Annotated in this window: 23 protein-coding genes and 1 tRNA gene; 15 read left to right on the top strand and 9 right to left on the bottom strand. The window is 58.0% G+C overall.

Annotated elements, in window-relative coordinates:
• Positions 1-95 precede the first annotated feature (95 nt).
• Positions 96-172, bottom strand: a tRNA-Arg gene (locus AC6I8C_RS04795).
• A 94-nt stretch (positions 173-266) separates the two neighbouring features.
• Positions 267-770, bottom strand: coding sequence for a DUF1198 family protein (locus tag AC6I8C_RS04790; protein WP_497821754.1), 504 nt, complete (start codon positions 768-770; stop codon positions 267-269).
• A 173-nt stretch (positions 771-943) separates the two neighbouring features.
• Between AC6I8C_RS04790 and folD the strand changes: the two genes are divergently transcribed.
• Both folD and ybcJ read left to right on the top strand, forming a co-directional pair.
• Positions 944-1,810 (top strand): bifunctional methylenetetrahydrofolate dehydrogenase/methenyltetrahydrofolate cyclohydrolase FolD, encoded by an 867-nt coding sequence (folD, locus tag AC6I8C_RS04785; protein ID WP_161732013.1) that lies wholly within the window; start codon positions 944-946, stop codon positions 1,808-1,810.
• Entirely contained in the window at positions 1,811-2,023 is a 213-nt protein-coding gene (ybcJ, locus tag AC6I8C_RS04780; protein WP_013357050.1) for a ribosome-associated protein YbcJ, read from the top strand. It begins immediately after the preceding gene.
• 27 nt (positions 2,024-2,050) lie between these two features.
• Here the strand turns inward: ybcJ and AC6I8C_RS04775 are convergent, their stop codons facing one another.
• Both AC6I8C_RS04775 and cysS read right to left on the bottom strand, forming a co-directional pair.
• Positions 2,051-3,157, bottom strand: coding sequence for an AAA family ATPase (locus AC6I8C_RS04775; RefSeq protein ID WP_497821753.1), 1,107 nt, complete (start codon positions 3,155-3,157; stop codon positions 2,051-2,053).
• Positions 3,158-3,190: 33 nt separating this feature from the next.
• On the bottom strand, positions 3,191-4,576 hold the full coding sequence (gene cysS / locus AC6I8C_RS04770) for a cysteine--tRNA ligase (RefSeq protein ID WP_041456690.1): 1,386 nt from the start codon (positions 4,574-4,576) through the stop codon (positions 3,191-3,193).
• 212 nt (positions 4,577-4,788) lie between these two features.
• Here cysS and ppiB point away from each other — a divergent pair, with 212 nt between their 5' ends.
• The 4 genes from ppiB (at position 4,789) to purK (ending at position 7,697) form a co-directional block, all read left to right on the top strand.
• On the top strand, positions 4,789-5,283 hold the full coding sequence (gene ppiB / locus AC6I8C_RS04765; protein ID WP_013357047.1) for a peptidylprolyl isomerase B: 495 nt from the start codon (positions 4,789-4,791) through the stop codon (positions 5,281-5,283).
• On the top strand, positions 5,283-5,999 hold the full coding sequence (lpxH, locus tag AC6I8C_RS04760; RefSeq protein WP_497821752.1) for a UDP-2,3-diacylglucosamine diphosphatase: 717 nt from the start codon (positions 5,283-5,285) through the stop codon (positions 5,997-5,999). The genes ppiB and lpxH overlap by 1 nt, the downstream gene beginning before the upstream one ends.
• A gap of 130 nt (positions 6,000-6,129) precedes the next feature.
• The gene (gene purE / locus AC6I8C_RS04755; RefSeq protein ID WP_135909832.1) at positions 6,130-6,636 is read left to right on the top strand and encodes a 5-(carboxyamino)imidazole ribonucleotide mutase; all 507 of its coding nucleotides are present in this window, start codon (positions 6,130-6,132) and stop codon (positions 6,634-6,636) included.
• Entirely contained in the window at positions 6,633-7,697 is a 1,065-nt protein-coding gene (gene purK / locus AC6I8C_RS04750) for a 5-(carboxyamino)imidazole ribonucleotide synthase (RefSeq protein ID WP_497821751.1), read from the top strand. Before purE ends, purK begins: the two co-directional genes overlap by 4 nt.
• Positions 7,698-7,781: 84 nt before the next feature.
• Here the strand turns inward: purK and ybbP are convergent, their stop codons facing one another.
• Entirely contained in the window at positions 7,782-10,199 is a 2,418-nt protein-coding gene (gene ybbP, locus AC6I8C_RS04745; RefSeq protein WP_497821750.1) for a putative ABC transporter permease subunit YbbP, read from the bottom strand.
• On the bottom strand, positions 10,196-10,882 hold the full coding sequence (ybbA, locus tag AC6I8C_RS04740; protein ID WP_497821749.1) for a putative ABC transporter ATP-binding protein YbbA: 687 nt from the start codon (positions 10,880-10,882) through the stop codon (positions 10,196-10,198). The genes ybbP and ybbA overlap by 4 nt, the downstream gene beginning before the upstream one ends.
• Between ybbA and tesA the strand changes: the two genes are divergently transcribed.
• The 5 genes from tesA (at position 10,850) to AC6I8C_RS04715 (ending at position 14,635) form a co-directional block, all read left to right on the top strand.
• Positions 10,850-11,476, top strand: coding sequence for a multifunctional acyl-CoA thioesterase I/protease I/lysophospholipase L1 (gene tesA, locus AC6I8C_RS04735; protein WP_497821748.1), 627 nt, complete (start codon positions 10,850-10,852; stop codon positions 11,474-11,476). The genes ybbA and tesA overlap by 33 nt on opposite strands.
• Before the next feature lie 30 nt (positions 11,477-11,506).
• On the top strand, positions 11,507-12,280 hold the full coding sequence (locus tag AC6I8C_RS04730; RefSeq protein WP_497821747.1) for an SDR family oxidoreductase: 774 nt from the start codon (positions 11,507-11,509) through the stop codon (positions 12,278-12,280).
• 79 nt (positions 12,281-12,359) lie between these two features.
• On the top strand, positions 12,360-13,217 hold the full coding sequence (locus tag AC6I8C_RS04725) for a tetratricopeptide repeat protein (protein WP_497821746.1): 858 nt from the start codon (positions 12,360-12,362) through the stop codon (positions 13,215-13,217).
• Positions 13,218-13,274: 57 nt separating this feature from the next.
• A complete protein-coding gene (locus AC6I8C_RS04720) occupies positions 13,275-14,189 on the top strand; it encodes an SPFH domain-containing protein (protein WP_061061862.1) in 915 nt (304 codons plus the stop codon).
• A complete protein-coding gene (locus AC6I8C_RS04715) occupies positions 14,189-14,635 on the top strand; it encodes an NfeD family protein (protein ID WP_497821745.1) in 447 nt (148 codons plus the stop codon). Before AC6I8C_RS04720 ends, AC6I8C_RS04715 begins: the two co-directional genes overlap by 1 nt.
• On the opposite strand, the gene cueR is transcribed toward AC6I8C_RS04715, so the two are convergent.
• Positions 14,623-15,027 carry a Cu(I)-responsive transcriptional regulator gene (gene cueR / locus AC6I8C_RS04710; protein ID WP_497821744.1) on the bottom strand — a complete coding sequence of 135 codons (405 nt, stop codon included), beginning with the start codon at positions 15,025-15,027 and terminating at the stop codon, positions 14,623-14,625. The genes AC6I8C_RS04715 and cueR overlap by 13 nt on opposite strands.
• Before the next feature lie 97 nt (positions 15,028-15,124).
• On the opposite strand from cueR, the gene copA reads away from it, so the two are divergent.
• From copA to ybaK, 3 genes are all read left to right on the top strand, one after another.
• Positions 15,125-17,638 (top strand): copper-exporting P-type ATPase CopA, encoded by a 2,514-nt coding sequence (copA, locus tag AC6I8C_RS04705; protein ID WP_497821743.1) that lies wholly within the window; start codon positions 15,125-15,127, stop codon positions 17,636-17,638.
• Between the two features lie 71 nt (positions 17,639-17,709).
• Positions 17,710-18,513, top strand: coding sequence for a TraB/GumN family protein (locus AC6I8C_RS04700; RefSeq protein WP_497821742.1), 804 nt, complete (start codon positions 17,710-17,712; stop codon positions 18,511-18,513).
• A 173-nt stretch (positions 18,514-18,686) separates the two neighbouring features.
• Entirely contained in the window at positions 18,687-19,166 is a 480-nt protein-coding gene (gene ybaK / locus AC6I8C_RS04695) for a Cys-tRNA(Pro)/Cys-tRNA(Cys) deacylase YbaK (protein WP_033731793.1), read from the top strand.
• Here ybaK and AC6I8C_RS04690 read toward each other — a convergent pair.
• Positions 19,163-20,032 carry a LysR family transcriptional regulator gene (locus tag AC6I8C_RS04690; RefSeq protein ID WP_497823309.1) on the bottom strand — a complete coding sequence of 290 codons (870 nt, stop codon included), beginning with the start codon at positions 20,030-20,032 and terminating at the stop codon, positions 19,163-19,165. The genes ybaK and AC6I8C_RS04690 overlap by 4 nt on opposite strands.
• A gap of 89 nt (positions 20,033-20,121) precedes the next feature.
• On the opposite strand from AC6I8C_RS04690, the gene AC6I8C_RS04685 reads away from it, so the two are divergent.
• Positions 20,122-20,553 (top strand): multidrug/biocide efflux PACE transporter, encoded by a 432-nt coding sequence (locus tag AC6I8C_RS04685; protein ID WP_497821741.1) that lies wholly within the window; start codon positions 20,122-20,124, stop codon positions 20,551-20,553.
• 34 nt (positions 20,554-20,587) lie between these two features.
• Here the strand turns inward: AC6I8C_RS04685 and ushA are convergent, their stop codons facing one another.
• Positions 20,588-22,354, bottom strand: a complete 1,767-nt coding sequence (gene ushA / locus AC6I8C_RS04680) for a bifunctional UDP-sugar hydrolase/5'-nucleotidase UshA (RefSeq protein WP_497821740.1) — start codon at positions 22,352-22,354, stop codon at positions 20,588-20,590.
• Positions 22,355-22,832 lie beyond the last annotated feature (478 nt).

Here is a 22,832-nt window from a genome sequence, read left to right as displayed (position 1 = left end):
ATTAATTTCGTGGAGAAGAATAAGAGTAAAACGTTGAGGTATGCTTCTGAGAGTTAAGCAAAAGTGAATCTCGGGATGCAATGCAGAAGAGAATTTGGTACGCCCTACAGGATTCGAACCTGTGACCTACGGCTTAGAAGGCCGGTGCTCTATCCAACTGAGCTAAGGGCGCATGGAGATGGCACGGATTATACGTCGGGAAGCGGGTACGTCAACGTTTTTGCCGTTTCACCGCAGCGAAGTGCTGCGGTAATAACCAATTAGCGTCAGTGACGCCTGCGCCATTCGCTGAGCGACACGAGTTTACTGGTGCCGGTAAATTCTCCTTCCAGCTCAATCCCTTGTGATGTGAAACGCGCATTGTATTGCTCACGAAGTGCGTGCAGCACCTGGCTGTCCGGCTCCAGCTGGCGCAGAAAGCCCAGCGCGAGCAGCAGCTGCTGGCGGCTGATTAGCGGTGGAAAACCGGCACGACTCAGAATCGCATGCCAGCGCTGGCTATTCTCCTCGCTGCCGTCAACAATCAACACCTGCCAGATCAGCAGTACCGCTGCGCCGTTGTGCAGATGCGTTTCATTATCGCTGCTGAGATAGTCGGTAAACTCTTTCGCCGCCTCTTTACCCATTATTGAGAGCATTGATTCCACCTGTACCGGTGGCAGCTGCAGCCGTTTGCTGAGCCGCTGAGCGGCGTGGCGTGAGCCAGCGGTGAGCAGCTGAAATCCAGCGACAAACACCACCGCCAGCGTAGCAAGCATTATCCAAATCATTACATCGTCCCCGGATTGTCCTGCAGATATCATACGCATGCAGGCAGGCACTCGTCGCGACGAAAAAGCCGGAAAGCGCATACGCGGCTGAAACTGTGACTGACAGCGCGCCGCGCTTCTGACAAAATAGCCCCCTTCCCCGATTAAACACAACACAGTGGATTTCCTCTCTGATGGCAGCAAAAATTATTGACGGTAAAACGATTGCGCAGCAGGTGCGCGTTGAGGTTGCGGAAAAAGTGAAGCAGCGCCTGGCCGCCGGAAAACGTGCGCCAGGTCTGGCCGTGGTTCTGGTGGGTGAAAACCCGGCGTCACAGATCTATGTGGCCAGCAAACGCCGCGCCTGTGAAGAGGTCGGTTTCCACTCCCGCTCTTACGATCTGCCTGCCACCACCCGCGAAGCTGAGCTGCTGGAGCTGATCGATAAGCTCAATCAGGACGCTGAAATAGATGGCATCCTGGTGCAGCTGCCGCTGCCAGCGGGCATCGATAATGTGAAGGTGCTGGAGCGCATCACGCCGGATAAAGATGTCGATGGCTTCCATCCTTATAACGTTGGTCGCCTGTGTCAGCGTGCGCCAACGCTGCGTCCCTGCACCCCGCGCGGTATCGTGACGCTGCTGGAGCGCTACAACATTGACACCTATGGGCTGAATGCTGTGGTGGTCGGGGCGTCTAACATTGTTGGTCGTCCGATGAGCATGGAGCTGCTGCTTGCGGGCTGCACCACCACCGTCACCCATCGCTTTACTAAAGATCTGCGCCATCACGTTGAGCATGCCGATCTGCTGGTCGTTGCGGTGGGCAAGCCAGGCTTTATTCCGGGCGACTGGATTAAACCCGGTGCCATCGTCATCGACGTTGGCATTAACCGTCTGGACAGCGGCAAAGTGGTGGGCGATGTTGATTTTGACAGCGCATCAGAGCGCGCCTCCTACATCACCCCGGTACCGGGCGGTGTCGGACCGATGACAGTCGCCACACTGATTCAAAACACGCTGCAGGCGTGCGAAGAGTTTCACGATAAAGAGGACGTTTAAATGGCAAGTTTTTCACTGGGTAAATTCCCGCACGTCGATCTGTGTGACCTGCTGAAGCTGGAAGGCTGGGTTCAGAGCGGCGCACAGGCGAAAGTCGTGATTGCCGAGGGTGAAGTGAAGGTCAATGGCGCGGTAGAGACCCGTAAGCGCTGCAAGATCGTTGCCGGTCAGACCGTGGAATTTGCCGGTTTCCGCATCACTGTCGTCGAGTAATTTTCAGGCGTCCCTGCGGGGACGCTGTTACAGCAGTTCATCCCCCTCTACACGCGTCTCCCCTTCCCGCTGTTCCAGTGCAATATGATTCACCGCCGTATGCTGCGCAATCAGCGTTGCAAGCCTGGGTGAATGGCTGGTGATCCAGAGCTGACTGTACTGACTGGCTTCGGCGATTAAGCGCGCCAGCGCAGGCAACAGATCTTCATGCAAACTGTTCTCCGGCTCATTCAGTGCCATAAAGGCGGGCGGACGCGGGCTGAGCAGCGCCACAACCAGACAGAGAAACCGCAGCGTACCATCCGAAAACTCCGCGCTCTCCAGCGGACGCAGAATGCCATGGCGGGACATCAGCATCTGAAAGCGACCGTTCTGCACCTCGACGTCAAACTGGCTGTCGGGAAATGCCTGCGTCATCACCTCAGACAACAGTTCTGAATGACCACGCTCCACGATGGTCGCCCACGCCGCCGCCAGATTGCTGCCATCATGGCTCAGCACCGGCGCTCGCACGCCTATCTGCGGCGCACGTATCGGTGAGCCAGGCCAGACGGCGAACTCATGGTAGAAGCGCCACTGCTGCAGCCGCTCGCGTAACTGCGACAGCTCCGGGTAGAGATGGGGTTCACCCAGCTGACCAAACAGTGATTCTTCCGGATGCAGCACCGCCGGATAAGCGACGCGATCCCCTTCAACGTTGTGCAGAAAAGCAGTCTGATTTTCGCGCTGCATGAGGCAGGCAGAAGGGCGACGATGCTGACCGCTGAGCCAGAGGCGCTCCTGCTTCACCAGCGGATCAAGATTGAACAGGCTTGTCGACAGCGGCTCGGGAAAGCCAATCTCCAGCTGATAATCCATATCATCCATCACCACGGCCAGCTCCAGCCGCTTTGGATCGTGTCGGCGATCGCCCCGGCGCAAGCCACCCGCCCACATCGTTTTCTGAATGCCGCCTTCGTCAGCCAGTGCCAGCGCGAGACGACCGCTGGCCGCCTCGTGCAGCAGTCGCACCGCTTTGTAGAGGTTGGATTTGCCGCAGCCGTTGGGACCGCTCACCACATTCAGTTGCTGCAGTGACAGCGTCAGGTTACGTATTGAGCGGAAGCCGCGGATCTGAATCTGTTCAATCGCCATAATAAAAAAGGGCGATTGCTCGCCCTCTCCGGTTTATTTTCGACGCCAGCTGGAGCCCTGTGGTCCATCCTCGACGATGACCCCCAGCGCGTTAAGCTTGTCACGCGCGATGTCCGCTTCCGCCCAGGCTTTAGCTGCTCGCGCATCAGCGCGGGCTTTCACCCAATGCTCAATCTCGGCAACCTCTTCATCATTCACCTGCGCGCCGCTTTGCAGGAACAGCTCAGGATCCTGCTGCAGGATGCCCAGTACGTTGGCCATCTCACGCAGCTTCGACGCCAGACCATGCGCTGACGCGCCGTCCTCGCTTTTCAGGCGGTTCACTTCACGCGCCATATCGAACAGCACCGAGTAGGCTTCCGGGGTGTTGAAATCATCATCCATTGCGCTGCGGAAACGCGCTTCAAACGCTTCGCCGCCGTGCGCTTTAACGCTGCTGTCGGTGTGACGCAGCGCGGTATAAAGACGCTCCAGCGCCGCACGCGCCTGGTTCAGGTTATCTTCGCCATAGTTAAGCTGGCTGCGATAGTGACCGGACATCAGGAAGTAACGCACCGTCTCCGCATCATAATGTTGCAGCACGTCTCGTACGGTGAAGAAGTTGCCGAGCGATTTCGACATCTTCTCGCGGTCAACCATCACCATGCCGGAGTGCATCCAGTAATTGACGTAAGGACCGTCATGAGCGCAGCTCGACTGGGCGATTTCATTTTCATGGTGCGGGAACATCAGGTCTGAACCGCCGCCGTGGATATCGAAATGGGTGCCCAGCTGTTTGCAGTTCATCGCCGAGCACTCGATGTGCCAGCCAGGACGGCCGTTACCCCACGGCGATGACCAGGCAGGCTCATCGGCTTTAGACATCTTCCACAGCACGAAGTCCATCGGATTACGCTTCACGTCCGCGACTTCAACCCGCGCGCCCGCCTGCAGCTGCTCCAGATCCTGACGCGACAGCGCGCCATAATCGGTGTCGCTCAGCACATCAAACATCACGTCACCGTTGTCTGCCACATAGGCGTGATTGCGGGCGATCAGCGTCTGCACCAGCTCAATGATTTCAGCAATGTGGCGGGTGGCTCGCGGTTCCTCATCAGGTGGCAGAATGCCCAGCGCGGCGAAGTCGTTGTGCATCTCGCCAATCATACGGTTGGTCAGCGTTTCGATGCTCTCACCGTTTTCATTGGCGCGTTTGATGATTTTGTCATCAATGTCAGTGATGTTACGTACATAGTTAAGCTGATAACCGAGGTAACGCAGATAGCGCGCCACCACGTCAAACGCCACGAACGTCCGCCCATGACCAATGTGACAGAGGTCATACACCGTGATGCCGCAAACATACATCCCGATTTTACCGGCATGAATGGGTTTGAATTCCTCTTTCTGTCGACTCAGGGTGTTATAAATCTTAAGCATTGAACGGTTCCGTTTTCGCGTGTGGTTGGCTTTTTTAAGTATCCAGACATTGTGCCGTATTTTTATCGCTCGCGCGACGCAAAGCAAGCCAACTGCGCCGTGCTGCTGACGCGTCATTGGAAATTATGATATAAGAACGGTCGACTAAAAGGGGTACGCCAGTTAACAGCGCGATCCCGGCAACTGATCACAACCTTTACAGGACAACAAAAATGGTAACTTTCCAGACGAACCATGGCGATATCGTAATCAAAACTTTCGATGATAAAGCGCCGGCAACCGTACAGAACTTCCTGGATTACTGCCGTGAAGGTTTTTACGACAACACCATTTTCCACCGTGTTATCAACGGCTTTATGATTCAGGGCGGCGGCTTCGAGCCGGGCATGAAGCAGAAAGCTACCAAAGATGAAATCCAGAACGAAGCGAACAACGGCCTGAAAAACACCAAAGGTACGCTGGCAATGGCACGTACCTCTGCACCGCACTCTGCGACCGCACAGTTTTTCATCAACGTGGCTGACAATGACTTCCTGAACTTCCGTGACGAAAGCGTTCAGGGCTGGGGCTACTGCGTATTCGCAGAAGTGGTTGAAGGCATGGACGTGGTCGAGAAGATCAAAGCCGTTTCTACCGGCCGCAGCGGCATGCACCAGGATGTGCCAAAAGATGACGTCGTTATCCAGAAAGTGACCGTCAGCGAGTAATGTCCCGCACGCTGTTTATCGCAGATCTCCATCTGTGTCAGGAAGAACCGGCGATTACCGCCGGTTTTCTGCATTTTTTACAGCGCGAAGCGCCCCACTGCGACGCGCTCTATATTCTCGGCGATCTGTTTGAAGCCTGGATTGGCGACGACGATCCCAATCCGCTGCATCAGCAGATTGCCCGCGCCCTGCGCGCCCTGCCGGTTCCCGTCTATTTTATTCGTGGCAACCGCGACTTCCTGATTGGCCGACGCTTTGCGCGCGCCAGCGGCATGACGCTGCTGCCGGAAGAACAGGTACTGACGCTCTACGGCCATCGACTGCTGATCATGCACGGCGATACGCTCTGCACGGACGATGCGGGTTATCTGCGCTTTCGTGCCAAAGTTCATAATCCCTGGATTCAGCGACTGTTCCTGGCGCTGCCGTTGTGGATACGTAAACGCATCGCCGCCCGGATGCGCGCCGACAGCAAACAGGCCAACCAGCACAAATCTCAGACTATCATGGATGTGAATCAGGATGCCGTGGCCGCCGCCATGCTGCGCCAGCAGGTGCCGTTGCTGATCCACGGCCACACCCATCGCCCGGCAATTCATACGCTGAGCTTAAAGGGTGGAACAGCGCAACGCGCGGTGCTGGGTGCCTGGCACAGCCGTGGCTCGATGATTCAGCTCGACGCCAGCGGCATTCAGCTTATCCATTTCGACTTCTGATCGCCGGTTAAATCCACGACATCTGGCCGACGCAACCGTTTTCCTTGCGTCGTTGTCATGCTATTCTCGGTGCCCTTCAAAACCTGTCCGCCCGGCCAGGTCTGTTTGTTTATTCACAGGAGTTGACCGCATGTCATCCAACGCCCCGGCCCGCATCGCCATTGTTATGGGTTCCAGAAGTGACTGGGCCACCATGCAGTTCGCCGCTGAAATCCTCACCAGTCTGGACGTCCCTTTTCATGTTGAAGTGGTCTCTGCGCACCGCACCCCGGATAAACTGTTCAGCTTCGCCGAAACGGCAGCGGATAACGGTTTGCAGGTGATTATTGCTGGCGCAGGTGGCGCGGCGCATCTGCCGGGAATGCTGGCAGCAAAAACCCTGGTGCCGGTGCTGGGTGTGCCGGTGCAGAGTGCGGCCCTGAGCGGCGTCGATAGCCTCTATTCGATTGTGCAGATGCCGCGCGGTATTCCGGTCGGTACGCTGGCGATTGGCAAAGCGGGTGCGGCTAATGCCGCCCTGCTGGCCGCGCAGATTCTGGCGCTGCATGACAGTGCGCTGGCATCCCGCCTGAATACCTGGCGTCAGACTCAGACTGATGAGGTGCTGAACCATCCCGATCCGCGGGTGGATGCATGAAGCCGGTCTGCGTACTGGGCAACGGCCAGTTAGGTCGTATGCTGCGTCAGGCGGGTGAACCGCTGGGCATCGCGGTCTATCCGGTAGGCCTGGACGCCGATCCTGCCGCCCTGCCGATCGCTGACAGCGTGATCACCGCCGAAATTGAACGCTGGCCGGAAACGGCGCTGACGCGTGAGCTGGCGAGTCATCCGGCTTTTGTTAACCGTGACATTTTCCCACGTCTGGCCGATCGCCTGACGCAGAAACAGCTACTGGATCAGCTGGGACTGGCGACCGCGCCGTGGCAGTTGCTGGCGGACAAGAGCGAATGGCCAGCGGTGTTTGATTCACTGGGCGAGCTGGCGATTGTGAAAAGCCGCACCGGTGGTTACGACGGGCGGGGTCAGTGGCGTCTGCGTGCTGATGAAACTGACCAGCTACCGGAGGCATGCTACGGCGAATGCATCGTTGAGCAGGGCATTAACTTTTCCGGTGAAGTGTCACTGGTCGGCGCGCGCGGTCACGATGGCTCGGTGGTGTTCTATCCACTGACGCATAACCTGCATCAGGACGGCATTCTGCGTACCAGCGTGGCACTGCCGCAGGCGGATCAGGCACAGCAACAGCAGGCCGAAGCGATGCTGAGCGCGATCATGCAGGCGCTGAATTACGTGGGCGTGATGGCGATGGAGTGCTTCGTTACGCCTGCCGGGTTGCTGATCAATGAGCTGGCACCGCGTGTGCACAACAGTGGTCACTGGACGCAGAACGGCGCGTCTATCAGCCAGTTTGAGCTGCATCTGCGCGCCATTCTGGGCCTGGCCTTACCGCAGCCGGTGGTGTTTGCGCCGTCGGTGATGGTCAATCTGATCGGCACTGCCGTGAATCTCAGCTGGCTGCAACAGCCGCTGGTGCATCTGCACTGGTATGACAAAGAAGTGCGTCCGGGTCGTAAAGTGGGCCACCTCAATCTGACCGACAGCGATGCAGAGCGGCTTAGCGCAGCGCTAAATGCGCTGGTGCCGGCGTTGCCAGAAGATTACGTCAGCGGCATCGCCTGGGCCGTTGAAAAGCTGTAGTTTCCCGGAACCCGCCTGCGGGTTCCGGGTGAGGCCTGGATAAAGGTGAAAGGCGGCCTGGTGCCGCCTGATTACAGCCCTGCTTTACGCTGCATCAAACTTTCTGAACAGCGCCTTCCCTTTCAGTAACCGGATCCCCAGCCAGCCGCCGCACAGCGACAGCAGCAGCGCGCCACACAACGGCAACGCCAGCCACAGTGTCCAGTCCGGCTGCCAGGGGAAGTCGAAAATCTTCGTCTGTAATCCCCACAGCGCCGCCTCCGCGCCTATGGCCGCCGCCACACCTGAAACCACGCCGAGCAGCGCAAACTCGCACCACAGCGTGGTGCGCAGCAGGCGTTTACCGGCACCCAGCGTGCGATAGACCACCAACTCCTGCCGGCGCTGGCGCATCCCGACCTGAATCTGCGCCAGCAGCAGCAGCACACCGCAGGCGGTGACCAGCACCACCATGATCTCCAGCGCCTGGCTGACCTGCGTCAGTACCTGACCGATCTGCCGCATAATGCTGCCGATATCCAGCAGACTCAGCGTCGGAAAGGCGCGGTTCAGCTGCGCCAGCAGAGCTGGATTCGCCTCCATGCGGAAGCTGGTGAGCCAGGTCTGCGGCTGACTGTCGAGCGCACCCGGCGGGAAGATAAAGAAGAAGTTCGGCTTCAGGCTTTCCCAGTCCACTTTACGCAGGCTGGTGATACGGGCGCTGAACGTCTGCGTATCACCGTCGAACGTCAGGGTATCGCCGAGCTTCAGCCCCAGCCGATCCGCCAGCTCCACTTCCATCGACACTTCACCCGCTTTTGGCGGCCAGTTGCCTGCCACCAGCGGATTGTGATCCGGGCGATCGGCCAGCGCCGTCAGGTTAAGCTCGCGGTTAAGGGCATTATCCAGTTTCGGATCGGCCGGTTTGCCGTTGAGTTCGCTAAGCCGCACCCGCGCAATCGGATAAAAGGTTTCGGGCTTGATCTGGTGCGTTTGCAGGAAATCGCGCACCTGCGGCACCTGATCCGCCGTCATGTTGAGCAGGAAGAAATTCGGGCTGTCTGCCGGTAACTGCTGCTGCCAGCGATCCAGCAGATCGCCACGCATCACCAGCAACAGCGCCAGCAGCATAAACGACAGGGAAAAGGCCGCGAGCTGGCTCAGCGTCATGCCGGGCTGGCGCAGCAGCCGGTTGATCGCCAGTCGCACCGCCAGATTACGCACCACCAGCCGACGCAGCAGCAACAGGGTTCCCCAGCCGAGTAACGCCAGTAATGCTGCCAGCACCACCACACCCGCCAGCAGCGCCCAGAGCATTTTACTGCCACCGACCAGCAGTGCTAACAGCGTGACGACCACCGCGATCATTACTGGAATATAAAATTTCAGCGGCCAGAGATTTGCCACTGCATCGCGCCGCAGTACGCGCAGCGGCTGGGTTGCCAGCAGCAGACGATAGGGACGCAGCCCCACCAGAAGCGAAATCACAAACAGCGATCCCACTGCCCAGATCCACGGCCAGACGCTGGCCGCCGGTAAGCTGGCGGGCAATACGGGTTTCAGCATCGCCATCAGGATCGCTTCCACGCCCTGCCCCACCACGCCTCCCGCAATCGCCGCCAGCAGCAGTACCGCCAGCCACTGACCGATGATCAAACGCTGCAGCGCGCCTTGCGTCGCGCCCAGGGTTTTCAGCACCGCCACAAGATCGTAGCGGCTGCGGCAATAATGACTCATGGCAACCGCCACAGCCGCAATCGCCAGCATCAGCGTCAGTAAGGCCGAGAGCAGCAGGAATTGCTGCGCGCGCTGCATCGAACGGCCCAGCGCATCTTCCGAGTTATCTACGCTGATCCAGCGCTGATCCGCCTTCAGCTGCGGTTGAATCCAGCGGTCATAGCGGGCCAGCTGCTCAGAATTGCCGGAAAATTTATAGCGCCAGGTAATGCGACTGCCAGGCTGAATCGCACCGGTTCTGGCGGCATCCGCCAGATTGATCAGCAGGCGCGGGGCCATCTCAAACGGGTTAAAGCCGCCATCCGGCTCCTGAATCACCTCACCGCTGATGCGCAGCTGGGTATCCCCCACTTCCAGCATGTCGCCCACTTTCAGATTCAGTAGCGCCATCAGGCGCGGGGCTGCCAGCGCAGTGCCTGCCTGCGGCCGCAGTCCCGGCGGCTGCGTCTGCAGCGTGCCAAACATCGGGTAGCGGTCATCTACCGCTTTGACGGAGGCGAGCTGCGGTGACTGATCCGCAAAGGTCATGGTCATAAAGGTCAGCTGAGAACTGACCGTCAGGCCGGTTTCCCGCGCCTTTTCCAGCCAGGCTTCGGGCGCAGCATCGGTGCTGCGCAGCGTGCGGTCACCGGCCATAAAGTCACGGCTCTGCTGATTCAGCCCTTTTTCCATGCGATCGCTGATCGACCCCAGCGCCAGCACGCAGGCCACCGCCAGCGTCAGGGCCAGCCAGACAATCAGCAGCGAGGGCGAGCGCCACTCGCGCCAGAACCAGCGCCAGATCATTGCTCCTCCCACAATTTACCGTCGCGCAGCCGCAGACGACGATCGCAGCGCGCCGCCAGTTGCTCGTCATGCGTCACCAGAATCAGCGTGGTGGCGAAGTCGCGATTAAGGGAAAAGAGCAAATCGGCGATGCGATCACCAGTTTTACGATCGAGGTTGCCGGTCGGCTCATCGGCAAATAGCAGACCCGGACGACCACTGAAGGCGCGGGCCAGCGCGACACGCTGCTGTTCGCCACCTGACAGCTGAGCGGGCAGATGATGCAGACGTTCACCCAGCCCGAGCAGCGTCAAAAGTTCCCGTGCCTGTTCGCGGCTCTGGCGGTCGCTGTCGCCGCGCAGGAGTGATGGCAGCTGGACGTTCTCCAGCGCATTCAGGGTCGGCACCAGCATGAATGACTGAAACACAAAGCCGACCTGCCGGGCACGCAGGGCCGCACGCTGCTCTTCGTTCATCTGGTGCAGCGGCAGCCCCAGCAGATGAACTTCGCCGCTGCTGCCATCGTCCAGCCCGGCCAGAATGCCCAGCAGGGTTGACTTGCCGGAGCCGGACTCGCCAATCAGCGCAATGGTCTCAGCTGGTTTGACAACCAACTCAACTCCGGTAAGGATGGTTAACTGATGCTCTCCCTGACCGACGGACTTAGTAAGATGATGAACTTCAACAATGTTTTCCGCTGGCATTATCCCTTCCTGTTATTGGTTCTTCTGATGGTGTCGCGTCTTGCTGCTGCAGATACCCTGATGGTGCTGGGCGACAGCCTGAGTGCAGGCTATCGGATGACTGCCACCGCCGCCTGGCCCAGCCTGCTCGATAAGCAGTGGCAGCAGAAACCGAAAGTGGTCAACGCCAGCATCAGCGGCGATACTGCCGCACAGGGACTGGCGCGTCTGCCTGCGCTATTAAAACAGCATCAGCCGCAATGGGTGTTAATCGAACTGGGCGGTAACGATGGTCTGCGCGGTTTTCCGCCTGATGCTATCGCGCAGAATCTCAGTAAAGTGATCGACGATGTTAAAGCCGCCAATGCAAAGCCGCTGCTGATGCAGATCCGCCTGCCCGCCAACTATGGCCGCCGCTACACCGAAGCGTTCAGCGGCATCTACCCTGGACTCGCGCAGCAGCATGATATTCCTCTGGTGCCCTTTTTCATGGAGCAGGTCTATCTGAAACCCGAGTGGATGCAGCAGGATGGCATACATCCCAGTCCTGATGCTCAGCCGTTTATCGCCGGATTAATGGCAAAAGAACTGGCTCCCTTAGTTAAGCAGCCATAGCGCGCCTGGATGCGCAAAAAGGGTAAAGAAATGCAAAAAACCATTCTGATTACAGGTTGTTCCAGCGGTATTGGCCTGGTCGCCGCGCACGATCTGCTGGCGCGGGGGTATCGGGTAATCGCCGCCTGCCGAAAAGTCGACGATGTCGCCCGCATGAACACGCTGGGTTATACGGGCATCCAGCTCGATCTCGACGATCCGCAGAGTGTCGATCGGGCAGCGGATGCAGTGCTCGCGCTCTGCGATAACCGTCTGGCTGCACTGTTTAACAATGCCGGTTTTGGTCTGTATGGCCCGCTGCACACACTCTCACGTCAGCAGCTGGAGCAGCAGTTTTCCAGCAACTTTTTCGGCGTCCATCAGCTGACGCTCAGGCTGTTACCGGCGCTGCAGGCCAGCGGCGATGGGCGCATTGTCAATACCAGCTCGGTGCTGGGACTGATCTCCACGCCTGGCCGGGGTGCCTATGCCGCCAGTAAATATGCGCTGGAAGCCTGGAGCGATGCGCTGCGTCTCGAAGTACGTAATAGCGGCATCCGGGTCAGCCTGATTGAGCCCGGCCCGATTGAGACCCGCTTTACCGACAATGTGACGCAGGGGGAACAGCATAACCCGGTGCGTAACCCGGGTATCGCGGCACGCTTTATCCTGCCAGCGGAAGCCATTCTGCCTAAACTTCGTCACGCACTCGAGAGTAAACATCCACGTTTGCGCTATCCGGTGACGCTGGTCGCACACGTCATGAGCCTGCTGAAACGGTTACTGCCAGGCTGGATGCTGGATCGCATTTTGCGCAGCCATTAATCAGCCATGCGCAATAGCGCTTGAAGCCGGGCCAGTTGGCCCCATATTCTTAGAACACTTTTTGCAAAGAGACTTATCCATGTCACCACACGCTTCTATCATCGACATCAACGAATCTAACCTGCAGCAGACCCTTGAGCAGTCGATGCAGCTGCCGGTGCTGTTCTACTTCTGGTCTGAACGCAGCCAGCACTGTCAGGAGCTGACACCTGTGCTTGAGCGTCTGGCGCAGGAGTACGCGGGTCAGTTTATTCTCGCAAAACTCGATTGCGACAAAGAGCAAAGAGTCGCGTCGCAGTTTGGTCTGCGTTCAATCCCGACCGTCTACCTGTTCCAGGATGGTCAGCCGGTTGACGGCTTCCAGGGACCGCAGCCGGAAGAGGCGATCCGTGCCCTGCTGGAAAAAGTGCTGCCACGTGAAGAAGAGCTGAAAGCGCAGCAGGCGATGGCACTGATGCAGGAAGATAAACCGCTGGAGGCGCTGCCGCTGTTAAAAGATGCGTGGCAGCTGAGTAACCAGTCCAGTGAGATTGGTTTCCTGCTGGCAGACGTGCTGATTACCCTTAACCGCAGCGATGAAGCGGAAGCGGTGCTGAAAGTCGTCCCCCTGCAGGATCAGGACACCCGCTATCAGAGCCTGATGGCGCAGATCGATCTGCTGAAACAGGCTGCGGATACGCCGGAGATTCAGCAGCTGCAATCCGAGCTGGAAGCGGACCCGTCTAACGCCGGGCTGGCTGCTAAACTCTCGTTACAGCTGCATCAGGTGGGTCGTAATGAAGAAGCACTGGAACTGCTGTTCAGCTTCCTGAAATCCGATCTTAATGCCGCTGATGGCCAGGCGCGAAAAATGCTGCAGGAGATTCTGGCGGCGCTGGGAACCGGTGATGCACTGGCTGCGCGTTATCGTCGCCAGCTCTATTCCCTGCTGTACTAACAGCACACCCACGGGCCGAAGCGACTCGGCCCGTTAATCTGACAATGCGGAGGTTGTATGATAACTGTCATTCCTGCCCTGATTATTCTGGCGCTGGTAGCGGTCTGGGCGACCGTCAAGATCGTGCCACAAGGTTTTCAATGGACGGTTGAGCGCTTTGGCCGTTATACCCGTACGCTACAGCCAGGGTTAAGCCTGGTGGTGCCGTTCATGGATCGCATTGGTCGCAAGATCAACATGATGGAACAGGTACTGGATATTCCCTCTCAGGAGATCATCTCCAAAGACAACGCCAACGTCACCATTGATGCGGTCTGTTTTATTCAGGTCGTTGACCCGGCGCGTGCCGCCTATGAAGTCAGCAATCTTGAGCAGGCGATTCTGAACCTCACGATGACCAATATGCGTACCGTGCTGGGCAGCATGGAGCTGGACGAAATGCTGTCGCAGCGCGACAGCATCAATACCCGTCTGCTACATATCGTGGATGAAGCCACCAATCCGTGGGGCGTTAAGATCACCCGCATCGAGATTCGCGACGTGCGCCCACCGCAGGAGCTGATCGGCGCAATGAATGCACAGATGAAAGCAGAGCGAACCAAGCGCGCCGATATTCTGACGGCCGAAGGGGTGCGACAGGCGGCGATCCTGCGCGCTGAAGGGGAAAAGCAGTCGCAGATCCTCAAAGCGGAGGGTGAACGTACCTCGGCATTCCTGCAGGCAGAAGCCCGTGAACGTCAGGCTGAAGCGGAAGCTAACGCCACTAAAATGGTCTCGGAAGCGATCGCCGCGGGTGACATTCAGGCTATCAACTACTTCGTGGCGCAAAAGTACACCGATGCGCTGCAAAAAATCGGTGAAGGCACTAACAGCAAAGTCGTGATGATGCCGCTTGAGGCAAGCAGTCTGCTGGGGTCGATCGCGGGCATCGGTGAACTGCTGAAGGAATCGCGTACCGAGTCGAAACGCTGATGCTGATGGAAATCATTGCGCATCCGCACTGGTTCTGGCTGACGCTGGGTGGATTACTGCTGGCGGCTGAGATGCTGGGCACCAGCGGTTATCTGCTGTGGAGCGGGCTGGCGGCAGTTATTGTCGGCATCTTTGAGTGGCTGGTGCCGGTGAGCTGGACGACACAGGGGTCACTATTTGCTGTGCTGACGCTGGTCTGCGTCTTTCTGTGGTATCGCTGGATACGCTACCGTGAAACGCGTCAGACGCCTAATGCCCTGAACCAGCGCGGCAGCCAGATGATCGGGTTGCAGCTGACGCTGGATACCGCGCTGCATAACCGCACCGGGCATATACGCATCGGTGACAGCAGCTGGCGGGTTGAGGCGGAGCAGGATCTGCCTGCGGGCACGCCGGTCGTCGTGGTCGGCATTGAGGGGATTACTCTGCGAATTCAGCCACGCTGACCGCAGCACCCGGCCAGATTATTGATAATCGGGCACTCTGCGCTCTCATCGCCCGGACAGACGTCCGCCAGCGCCAGCAGACGAGCGCGCATGGCATGCAGCTCTTCAATGTGCGCCGCAATTTCATCGGCTTTCTGCAGCGTGCGGGCTTTTACATCGGCACTGTGTCGCGACGGATTGTTAAACAGCGCCACCAGCTCGCGGCATTCATCCAGCGTGAAGCCTACCTGCCGCGCCTGACGTAACAGGTTCAGTTCATCCAGATGGTGACCGTCGTAATGGCGGTAACCATTTTCACTGCGCAACGGCGGCGTCACCACCCCTTTCTCTTCGTAGAAACGAATCGCCTTGCTGGTCAGTCCGGTCTTTTTCGCCACATCGCTGATGTTCATTTTCTCCCCCTTGACCTTCCCCTTGATGGAAGGTTTATGCTTAAGCATGAATCGAAACTGACCAATCGGTCAAATGGGATCACAAGAGGAGTTGAGTATGTCACACACTATTTCTCTGGCACTGGACGGCTTGTCCTGCGGCCACTGTGTCAAACGCGTCAAAGAGGCACTGGAACAGCGCGACGATGTTGACCAGGCCGAAGTGACCCAACAGGAAGCACAGGTCTCGGGTCACGCGGATGCGGCTGCACTGATCGCCACGGTTGAGCAGGCGGGCTATCACGCGACGCTGAAAACGGCGGACGCGTCCCCAAAGTCTGAACCGTTGACAGCATCGGAGCCGCCGCCGGAGGCGCTGACAACGGAGACTCCTTCTCATCCGGCAGAAAAAACATTACCTGCCCACATGCTGCTGATTGAAGGCATGACCTGCGCCAGCTGCGTAAGTCGGGTGGAAAAAGCGCTACAGCAGGTCACAGGCGTCAGCCAGGCGCGGGTCAATCTCGGCGAGCGCAGTGCGCTGGTGCTGGGCGATGCTGACCCGCAGCAGCTGGTGGCTGCCGTTGATGCCGCGGGTTATGGCGCGCAGGTGGTGGATGACGAGCAGGAGCGACGTGAGAAGCAGCAGCACAGCGCCCGCAGCGCGATGCGGCGTTTCAGCTGGCAGGCGGCTATCGCGTTAGCCTTTGGCGTGCCGCTGATGGTCTGGGGCATGGTGGGCGACAACATGATGCTCACCGACCGTAACCACGACATCTGGCTGATGCTGGGCGTCGTGACCTTGCTGATCATGGTCGTGACCGGCAGTCACTTTTATCGCAGCGCCTGGCGCAGTTTACGTAATGGCAGCGCCACCATGGATACGCTGGTGGCACTCGGCACCGGCGCGGCCTGGATTTACTCCTTTAGCGTGGTGCTGTGGCCCGACTTTTTCCCGCCGCAGGCGCGCCATCTCTATTTCGAAGCCAGCGTGATGATCCTGGGCCTGATCAATCTGGGGCATGCGCTGGAGCAGCGCGCGCGTCAGCGATCGTCCAAAGCGCTGGAACGACTGCTGGATCTGACACCGGCCCAGGCGAGGCTGGTCGATCCCCGGGGCGACAGGCTGATCGCGGTCAGTGACGTCCAGCCAGGCATGACGCTGCGCCTGGTCACCGGCGATCGGGTACCCGTCGATGGCGAAATCGCTGCGGGTGAAGCCTGGTTTGATGAAGCGATGCTCACCGGCGAAGCGGTGCCCCAAAGCAAAAGTCCGGGTGCGGCGATCTTCGCCGGCACCCTGGTGCAGGATGGCGCGGTAGAGTTTATCGCCCGGGCAACCGGGAATCACACCACCCTGTCGCGCATTATCCGGCTGGTGCGTCAGGCGCAGAGCAGCAAACCGGACGTGGGCCGCCTGGCCGATCGCATCTCCGCTGTGTTTGTCCCGGTGGTGGTATTGATTGCGCTGCTCAGCGGCGCAATCTGGTATCTGTTCGGACCGCAGCCGCAGATTGCTTACATGCTGGTGATCGCGACAACCGTCCTGATTATCGCCTGCCCCTGTGCGCTGGGACTGGCGACGCCGATGTCGATTATTGCCGGTGTTGGCCGTGCCGCCGAGCTGGGCGTACTGGTGCGCGACGCCGATGCCCTGCAGCGCGCCAGCCAGATCGACACGCTGGTGTTTGATAAAACCGGCACCCTGACGGCTGGAAAGCCGCAGGTCAGTGAAGTGATGGTCTGGGGTAATGCCAGCCGTGAATCGGTGTTAGCGACCGCGGCTGCGCTGGAGTTCGCCTCGGGTCATCCGCTGGCGAAAGCCATTGTCGCCGAAGCGGAACTGACTCAGCCAGCGTCGTTAGCGCAATTTCGTACAATACGTGGCAAAGGGGTCAGCGGTAGTCTGGATGGAAGAACGCTGCTGCTGGGTAACGCAGCGCTGTTGCAGGATAACGGCGTCGACTACCGGGCGGCAGAAGCAGCGATTACGCGCCTGACGCAACAGGGTGCCACCCCGGTGTTGCTGGCTGAACAGGGTCAGCTCATCGGGCTTATCGCGCTGCGCGATCGGCTACGTCCTGAAAGCAGTGCAGCCCTTAAACGACTGCATCAGCAGGGTTATCGCCTGATTATGCTGACCGGCGACCATGAAAGTACCGCACACGCCATCGCTGCCGAAACCGGCATTGATGAAGTGATTGCAGGCGTACTGCCTGAAGGCAAAGCGACTGCAATCGAACAGCTACAGCAGCAGGGTCGTCGCGTCGCGATGGTCGGTGATGGCATCAATGACGCACCTGCACTGGCGCAGGCGGATGTGGGCATTGCGATGGGTGGCGGCAGCGATGTGACGGTAGAAACCGCGGGTATTACGCTGATGCGCGCCGATCTTAACAGCGTGGCAGATGCGTTAGCGCTCTCTTCCGCGACGCTGCGCAATATCCGGCAGAACCTGTTTGGCGCATTTATCTATAACAGTATCGGTATTCCGGTAGCCGCCGGCGTGCTCTATCCACTGACCGGCACCCTGCTCAGCCCGATTGTGGCAGGTGCGGCGATGGCGCTCTCCTCTATTACCGTGGTCAGCAATGCTAACCGCCTGCTGCGTTACCGGCCACCGCGCCAGTAATCGCCGTTTCAGCGCTGTTTTTCACGCTCTGAAGTCGCTAGCATGGGGTTTTGAATCGCAAAGGACCGGGAATGACAGGCAACATCTGGCGCTCACTGCGCGGCTTTATCAGCCAACTTTTTCCCGCCAGTTATCGCTGGCCTGCGCTGGATGTCCGGCTTGGCGATCGTCAGCTGCATCTGGTGGGCAGCATCCACATGGGAACGCGTGACATGCAGCCGTTGCCCGCTCGCCTGCTGCGTCAGTTGCAGCAGGCGGATGCGCTGATTGTGGAAGCGGATATTACCCAGGGTGGTTCACCCTTTGACCATCACGGCGATCGTCCTGCGCTCTCTGAACGACTTGAGAGCAGCGCGATGCAAACGCTCACCGCACTGTGTCAGGAGATGAGTTTTACGCTTAGCCTGCTGGATAATCTGCCTGCCTGGCAGGTGGCGCTGATGTTACAGGCACAACAGGCACAGAGGCTGGGATTACGGCCTGACTATGGCATTGATTATCAGTTGTTGCAGGCAGCGAAAGGCCTGAACAAACCCGTGATTGAACTGGAAGGTGCCGATGCGCAGATCGCCCTGCTGACCGCGCTGCCGGATGATGGCATGGCGCTGTTACAGGATACGCTGCTGCACTGGCATACTAATGCACGACTGCTGCAGATGATGGTGAGCTGGTGGCTTGATACGCCGCCACGCCAGCCGGAAATCACCCTGCCCGCGACGTTCAGTCAGGCGCTGAATGATACGTTGATCGGTCAGCGTAATGCGCAGTGGTGTGACCGGCTGCAGGGGTTAGCGGCGGGAAACTATGTGGTCGCGGTGGGTGCTTTGCATCTTTACGGCGAAGACAATCTGCCTGAGATGCTGAAGAAGCCCTGAAAAAAAGAGAGCCGATAAGTTTATCGGCCCGTCAAAGAGGAATTTGTTTATGATTTTGGTTATCGCTCAGCAATCAGATTGCTGGCGCGCGGCCAATTTTACGCAAAGAACAAAATTTCGCCACCTTTTTCCATGATTCTGCGCAATAAGATTTTTCTTAGTAAGGAACCTGTATGACGCCCGCCGTAAAATTACTTGAAAAACAAAAGGTCAGCTTTACGCTGCATCCTTATGAACATGACAGTAACGAAACGCATTTTGGGGACGAAGCGGTCCGCAAGCTTAATCTTGATGCGCGCCAGGTCTATAAAACGCTGCTGGTGGCACTGAATGGTGAGGCGAAACAGCTGGCGGTAGCGATTACGCCAGTATCGACGCAGCTCGATCTGAAAAAGGTGGCAAAAGCGCTGGGCGCGAAGAAAGCGGATATGGCCGATCCGCAGCTGGCACAGCGGGTTACCGGCTATCTGGTGGGCGGCATCAGTCCGCTGGGGCAGAAAAAGCGTCTGCCCACGGTAATCGATGACTCTGCCAGCGCGTTTGACGCCATGTTTATCTCTGGCGGCAAACGGGGCCTGGATATTGAACTGGCACCTCAGGATCTTTCACGCCTGCTGGATGCACCGTTTGCGGATATCGCCAGACACGACTAAACCCGCGGCTGGGCGCACAGCTGATCGATCATCCAGCGCCCCGCCGGACCGGGCGGCGTTCGTCGTGACCAGACGACTTCAACGGCGATGTGCTGTGGCCAGCCCGACATCGACAACTCTTTCAGCACGCCATGCCCAAACTGTTTCACCAGCCAGCGTGGCAGGATCGTCCAGCCAAATCCCTGCTCCGCCATCTCCAGCAACAGCAAATAGGTGGGTGCTGACCAGATGCGACCCATGGGCGCGGGTTCATGCGCCTCAACCCAGGTGTTAAGTCGCAGATGTCGCACGCCTTCCAGTTCGCTTTCGCTCAGGGTATCAGGCTGTGCCAGCGGATGATCGCGATGTAAGAAGACCGCCATCTGCGCTTCAACCTGCAGCCGCGCCACTGCGATATCAACCGGCAGATTGGGCTGCGCACGCACAACCCCCAGATGTACCCGCCCGGCCTGCAGCAGATCCAGGACATCACCATCTTCAGCAATCATCACTTCCAGTTCAATCTCCGGATAACGCGCATCAAATTGCCTGAGCAGATGTTCATGATGATCGGTTTGCCAGAAATCGGACATGGCAAAACTGAGCCGGGGTTCAACGCCCTGCGACAGACGTATAGCCAGCGCATCCAGCCGCTCGCTGGCCGACAGAATCTGCTGAACCTGAGGAACAACCCGGCGTCCCTGCTCGGTGAGGATCGGCTGACGGCCCGAGCGATCAAACAGCGCAAAGCCGAGGTCATCTTCTAAATTTGCCACCGCTGCGCTGATGGTGGACTGACTTTTACCCAGCGCACGCGCGGCGGCCGAAAAGGAGCCACTCGCCACGGTCTGCATAAAAGCCTCAAGGGATTCCGGGGAGTATCGCATCTGTTCCATCGCTTTTTTCGATAGGTGTTCATTTTATCTTAGCATTCTGACATGTGAAAATGCGCCGCATTATTGAAGGAGAACAAACAATGCGTACCCGCTCACTTAAAGAACGTATTCTTCATGCTGTCTGCTTTGAAACGCTGGCGATTCTGACCGTTTCGCCGCTGGCGGCATGGATCATGAATAAACCGCTGTTTCAGATGGGCTCGCTGGCGATCATGCTCTCTACGGTCGCGATGCTATGGAATATGATTTACAACAGCGGATTTGATCGGCTCTATGCGCCAGGCCAGAAACGCGGTCCGGGCGTGCGCGTGTTACATGCGCTGGGATTTGAAGGAGGATTTATCCTGATTGGTCTGCCGATCGCCGCCCTGATGCTGGATATCACCCTGTGGGAAGCTTTCCTGGTCGAAGTGGCCTTTTTCCTCTTCTTCCTGCCTTTCACCATGGCTTACAACTGGGGATGGGACAAACTGCGCGAGCGCTGGATCAGACGTCACCCCTGCCGGGCGTAAGAAAAACGGGAGGCGCAAGCGCCTCCCGGTCAGTTCAATGCGTGGCGGCTGTTTCGTTCCCCCACGGCCAGATCCACGCCAGAATCATTTTGGGATAGTTACGCTTCCGCGCTTTCTCTGCTGCCTCATCCCGCGCCCGAATCTGCTCATCGGTCAGATGTACGATCTGCCCTTTCGGCTGATAGTCACTGGCTTTAACCGGTGAATGCGCCTTAATGAAGTCGCGCAGCACCTGCGCATCCACTGCTCCGCTGTTGACGTATCCGGCATGATTATCCAGACGCGGATAGCCGTCGCCGCCCGCCGCATTAAAGCTGTTGGTCGCCATGCGATAATGCTGCGTATCTTCAATCGGTTTGCCGTTAATACTGACATCGCTGACATGCTTACCGTCGGTGGTCAGGCTGATGCCAGCAAACTGGGCGAAGCCGCCTGAGTCAGGCTGAATATTGGCGACCACATCCAGATATTTTTTGATCTCTGCACCAGTCAGGCTGACCGAGACGACCTGGTTGCTGAACGGCTGGACCTGCAACAGATCACGCCAGCTCAGCTTGCCCGCTTTCAGCGAGGTGCGGATTCCGCCACCGCTCATCACTGCGAAATCGGCTTTAGTATGCGCCATCTGGGCGCGCAGAATCAGCTGACCGAGATTGGTCTGCTCAAACCGAACCTGCTCTTTTTCACCGCTGAAGTCGCCGTCAACGCTGCCGACATTCAGGGTCAGCTTCGCCTCTGCCCGCTTCTGAAACGGCATCAGCAGCTTCATCATCGCGGTATTTTTCGGGATCTCTTCCTGCCAGGTGAGCCAGGTCTCACTGCCATCTGCATTCTTTACCTGATGTTTGAGGTTGACCGGCACCAGCTGATAAGCCTCCAGCGACGCCTCTCCATTACGGAAGGTAAAATCGCCACGGCCGACATATTTGCCCCACTTGTCGGCCTGCATAATCCAGATGCCGTTCTGCCGATCGGGTTTGCAGGGCTGGCCAGGCTGATAATTTTTGACGCTGACGTTCTCTTTTTCCATGCAGACCGCATCATGGGAATGCCCCCCCACAATCAGATCGATTGTGCCGGCAGGCAGGCTGCGGGCCAGCGTGACGTCATCGATACCGTTGCTGCCGTGCTTACCGTCGTCATAGTGGCCAAGGTGGGTCAGCGCGACAATCACGTCCGGCTTCTCCGCGGCACGCAGTTCAGCAACCGCCTTCACCGTTTCTGCGACAGGATCGCGGAACTCGGTATCTGTCAGCCCAGCCGGATTAGCCAGTTTTACGGTATCCGGGGTAATTAATCCGACGACAGCGATTTTCAGCCCGAGACGGTTGAATACCGCCCAGGGTTTAAACAGGCGCTGATCGGTGCCTTTCTGATAAACGTTGGCGGCCAGCAGCGGGAATCGCGCCCACTTCTCCTGCTTGCGCAGAACCGCAATCGGCTTGTCGAACTCATGATTGCCCAGCGCCATCGCGTCATAGCCAATCAGGTTCATCGCGCGAAAATCGGGTTCAGCATCCAGCTCGTCGGACTCCGGCACGCCGGTATTGATATCACCGGCAGAGAGAATCAGTGCGCCGCCGCCTCTGGCCTGGACATCGTAGCGCAGGGTATCCATCAACGTTTTCTGCGCCGCCAGACCATATTCGCCCTGCGCATTAAACCAGAAGTGGCCATGCTCATCGTTAGTGTGCAGCAGGCTGAAACGATAGGTGCGATCGGCCTCGGCGGCCTGTGAAAACAGCGGCATCAGGGCCGCCAGTAGCGCCACACCTGCCCCTGTCCATTTTGATAACAACACGGTGATTCTCCTTAATTAACTTTCTGGCCCGATTATCTGCCGCTTTGCCCCACTGTGTCGCATATTCCCCCGGCGAACTCAAGACCAATGCACATCTGCGTGCATGCAGCTGCTCACGCTTTTCGTCTCTGCTTCCCCTTTGCAGAGCAGGAAAGTGGCCGCAGAGTGACACCCGTGTAACAGCGGGCTATCGTGCCAGCCCGGGTCCGGTTTCTCACGACTGAGCAGAAACAGGCAGTAAACCATGTTGTTAACCAATTGTTTACTGCTGCAAAAGTGCCGCTGGCAGGCTTTAACCCCTCTGCATGCACATTTTTCCCTTATTCATGCCAGACCGGCGTAATTTACTGAAGCGAATTTTTATTTATCCGGCCCTGTTTAAACCGTCAAACCAGCCAATATTATGGATAATGGACTAAAACACCCTTTCGATTGTAGTTTTGACTTTTTTTCATGATTTTTTAAGGTATTCCCGCAA

This window comes from Pantoea sp. X-Soil-YNGN-844 (assembly GCF_059730595.1).
This window is presented reverse-complemented; position numbering and strand designations above follow the sequence as displayed.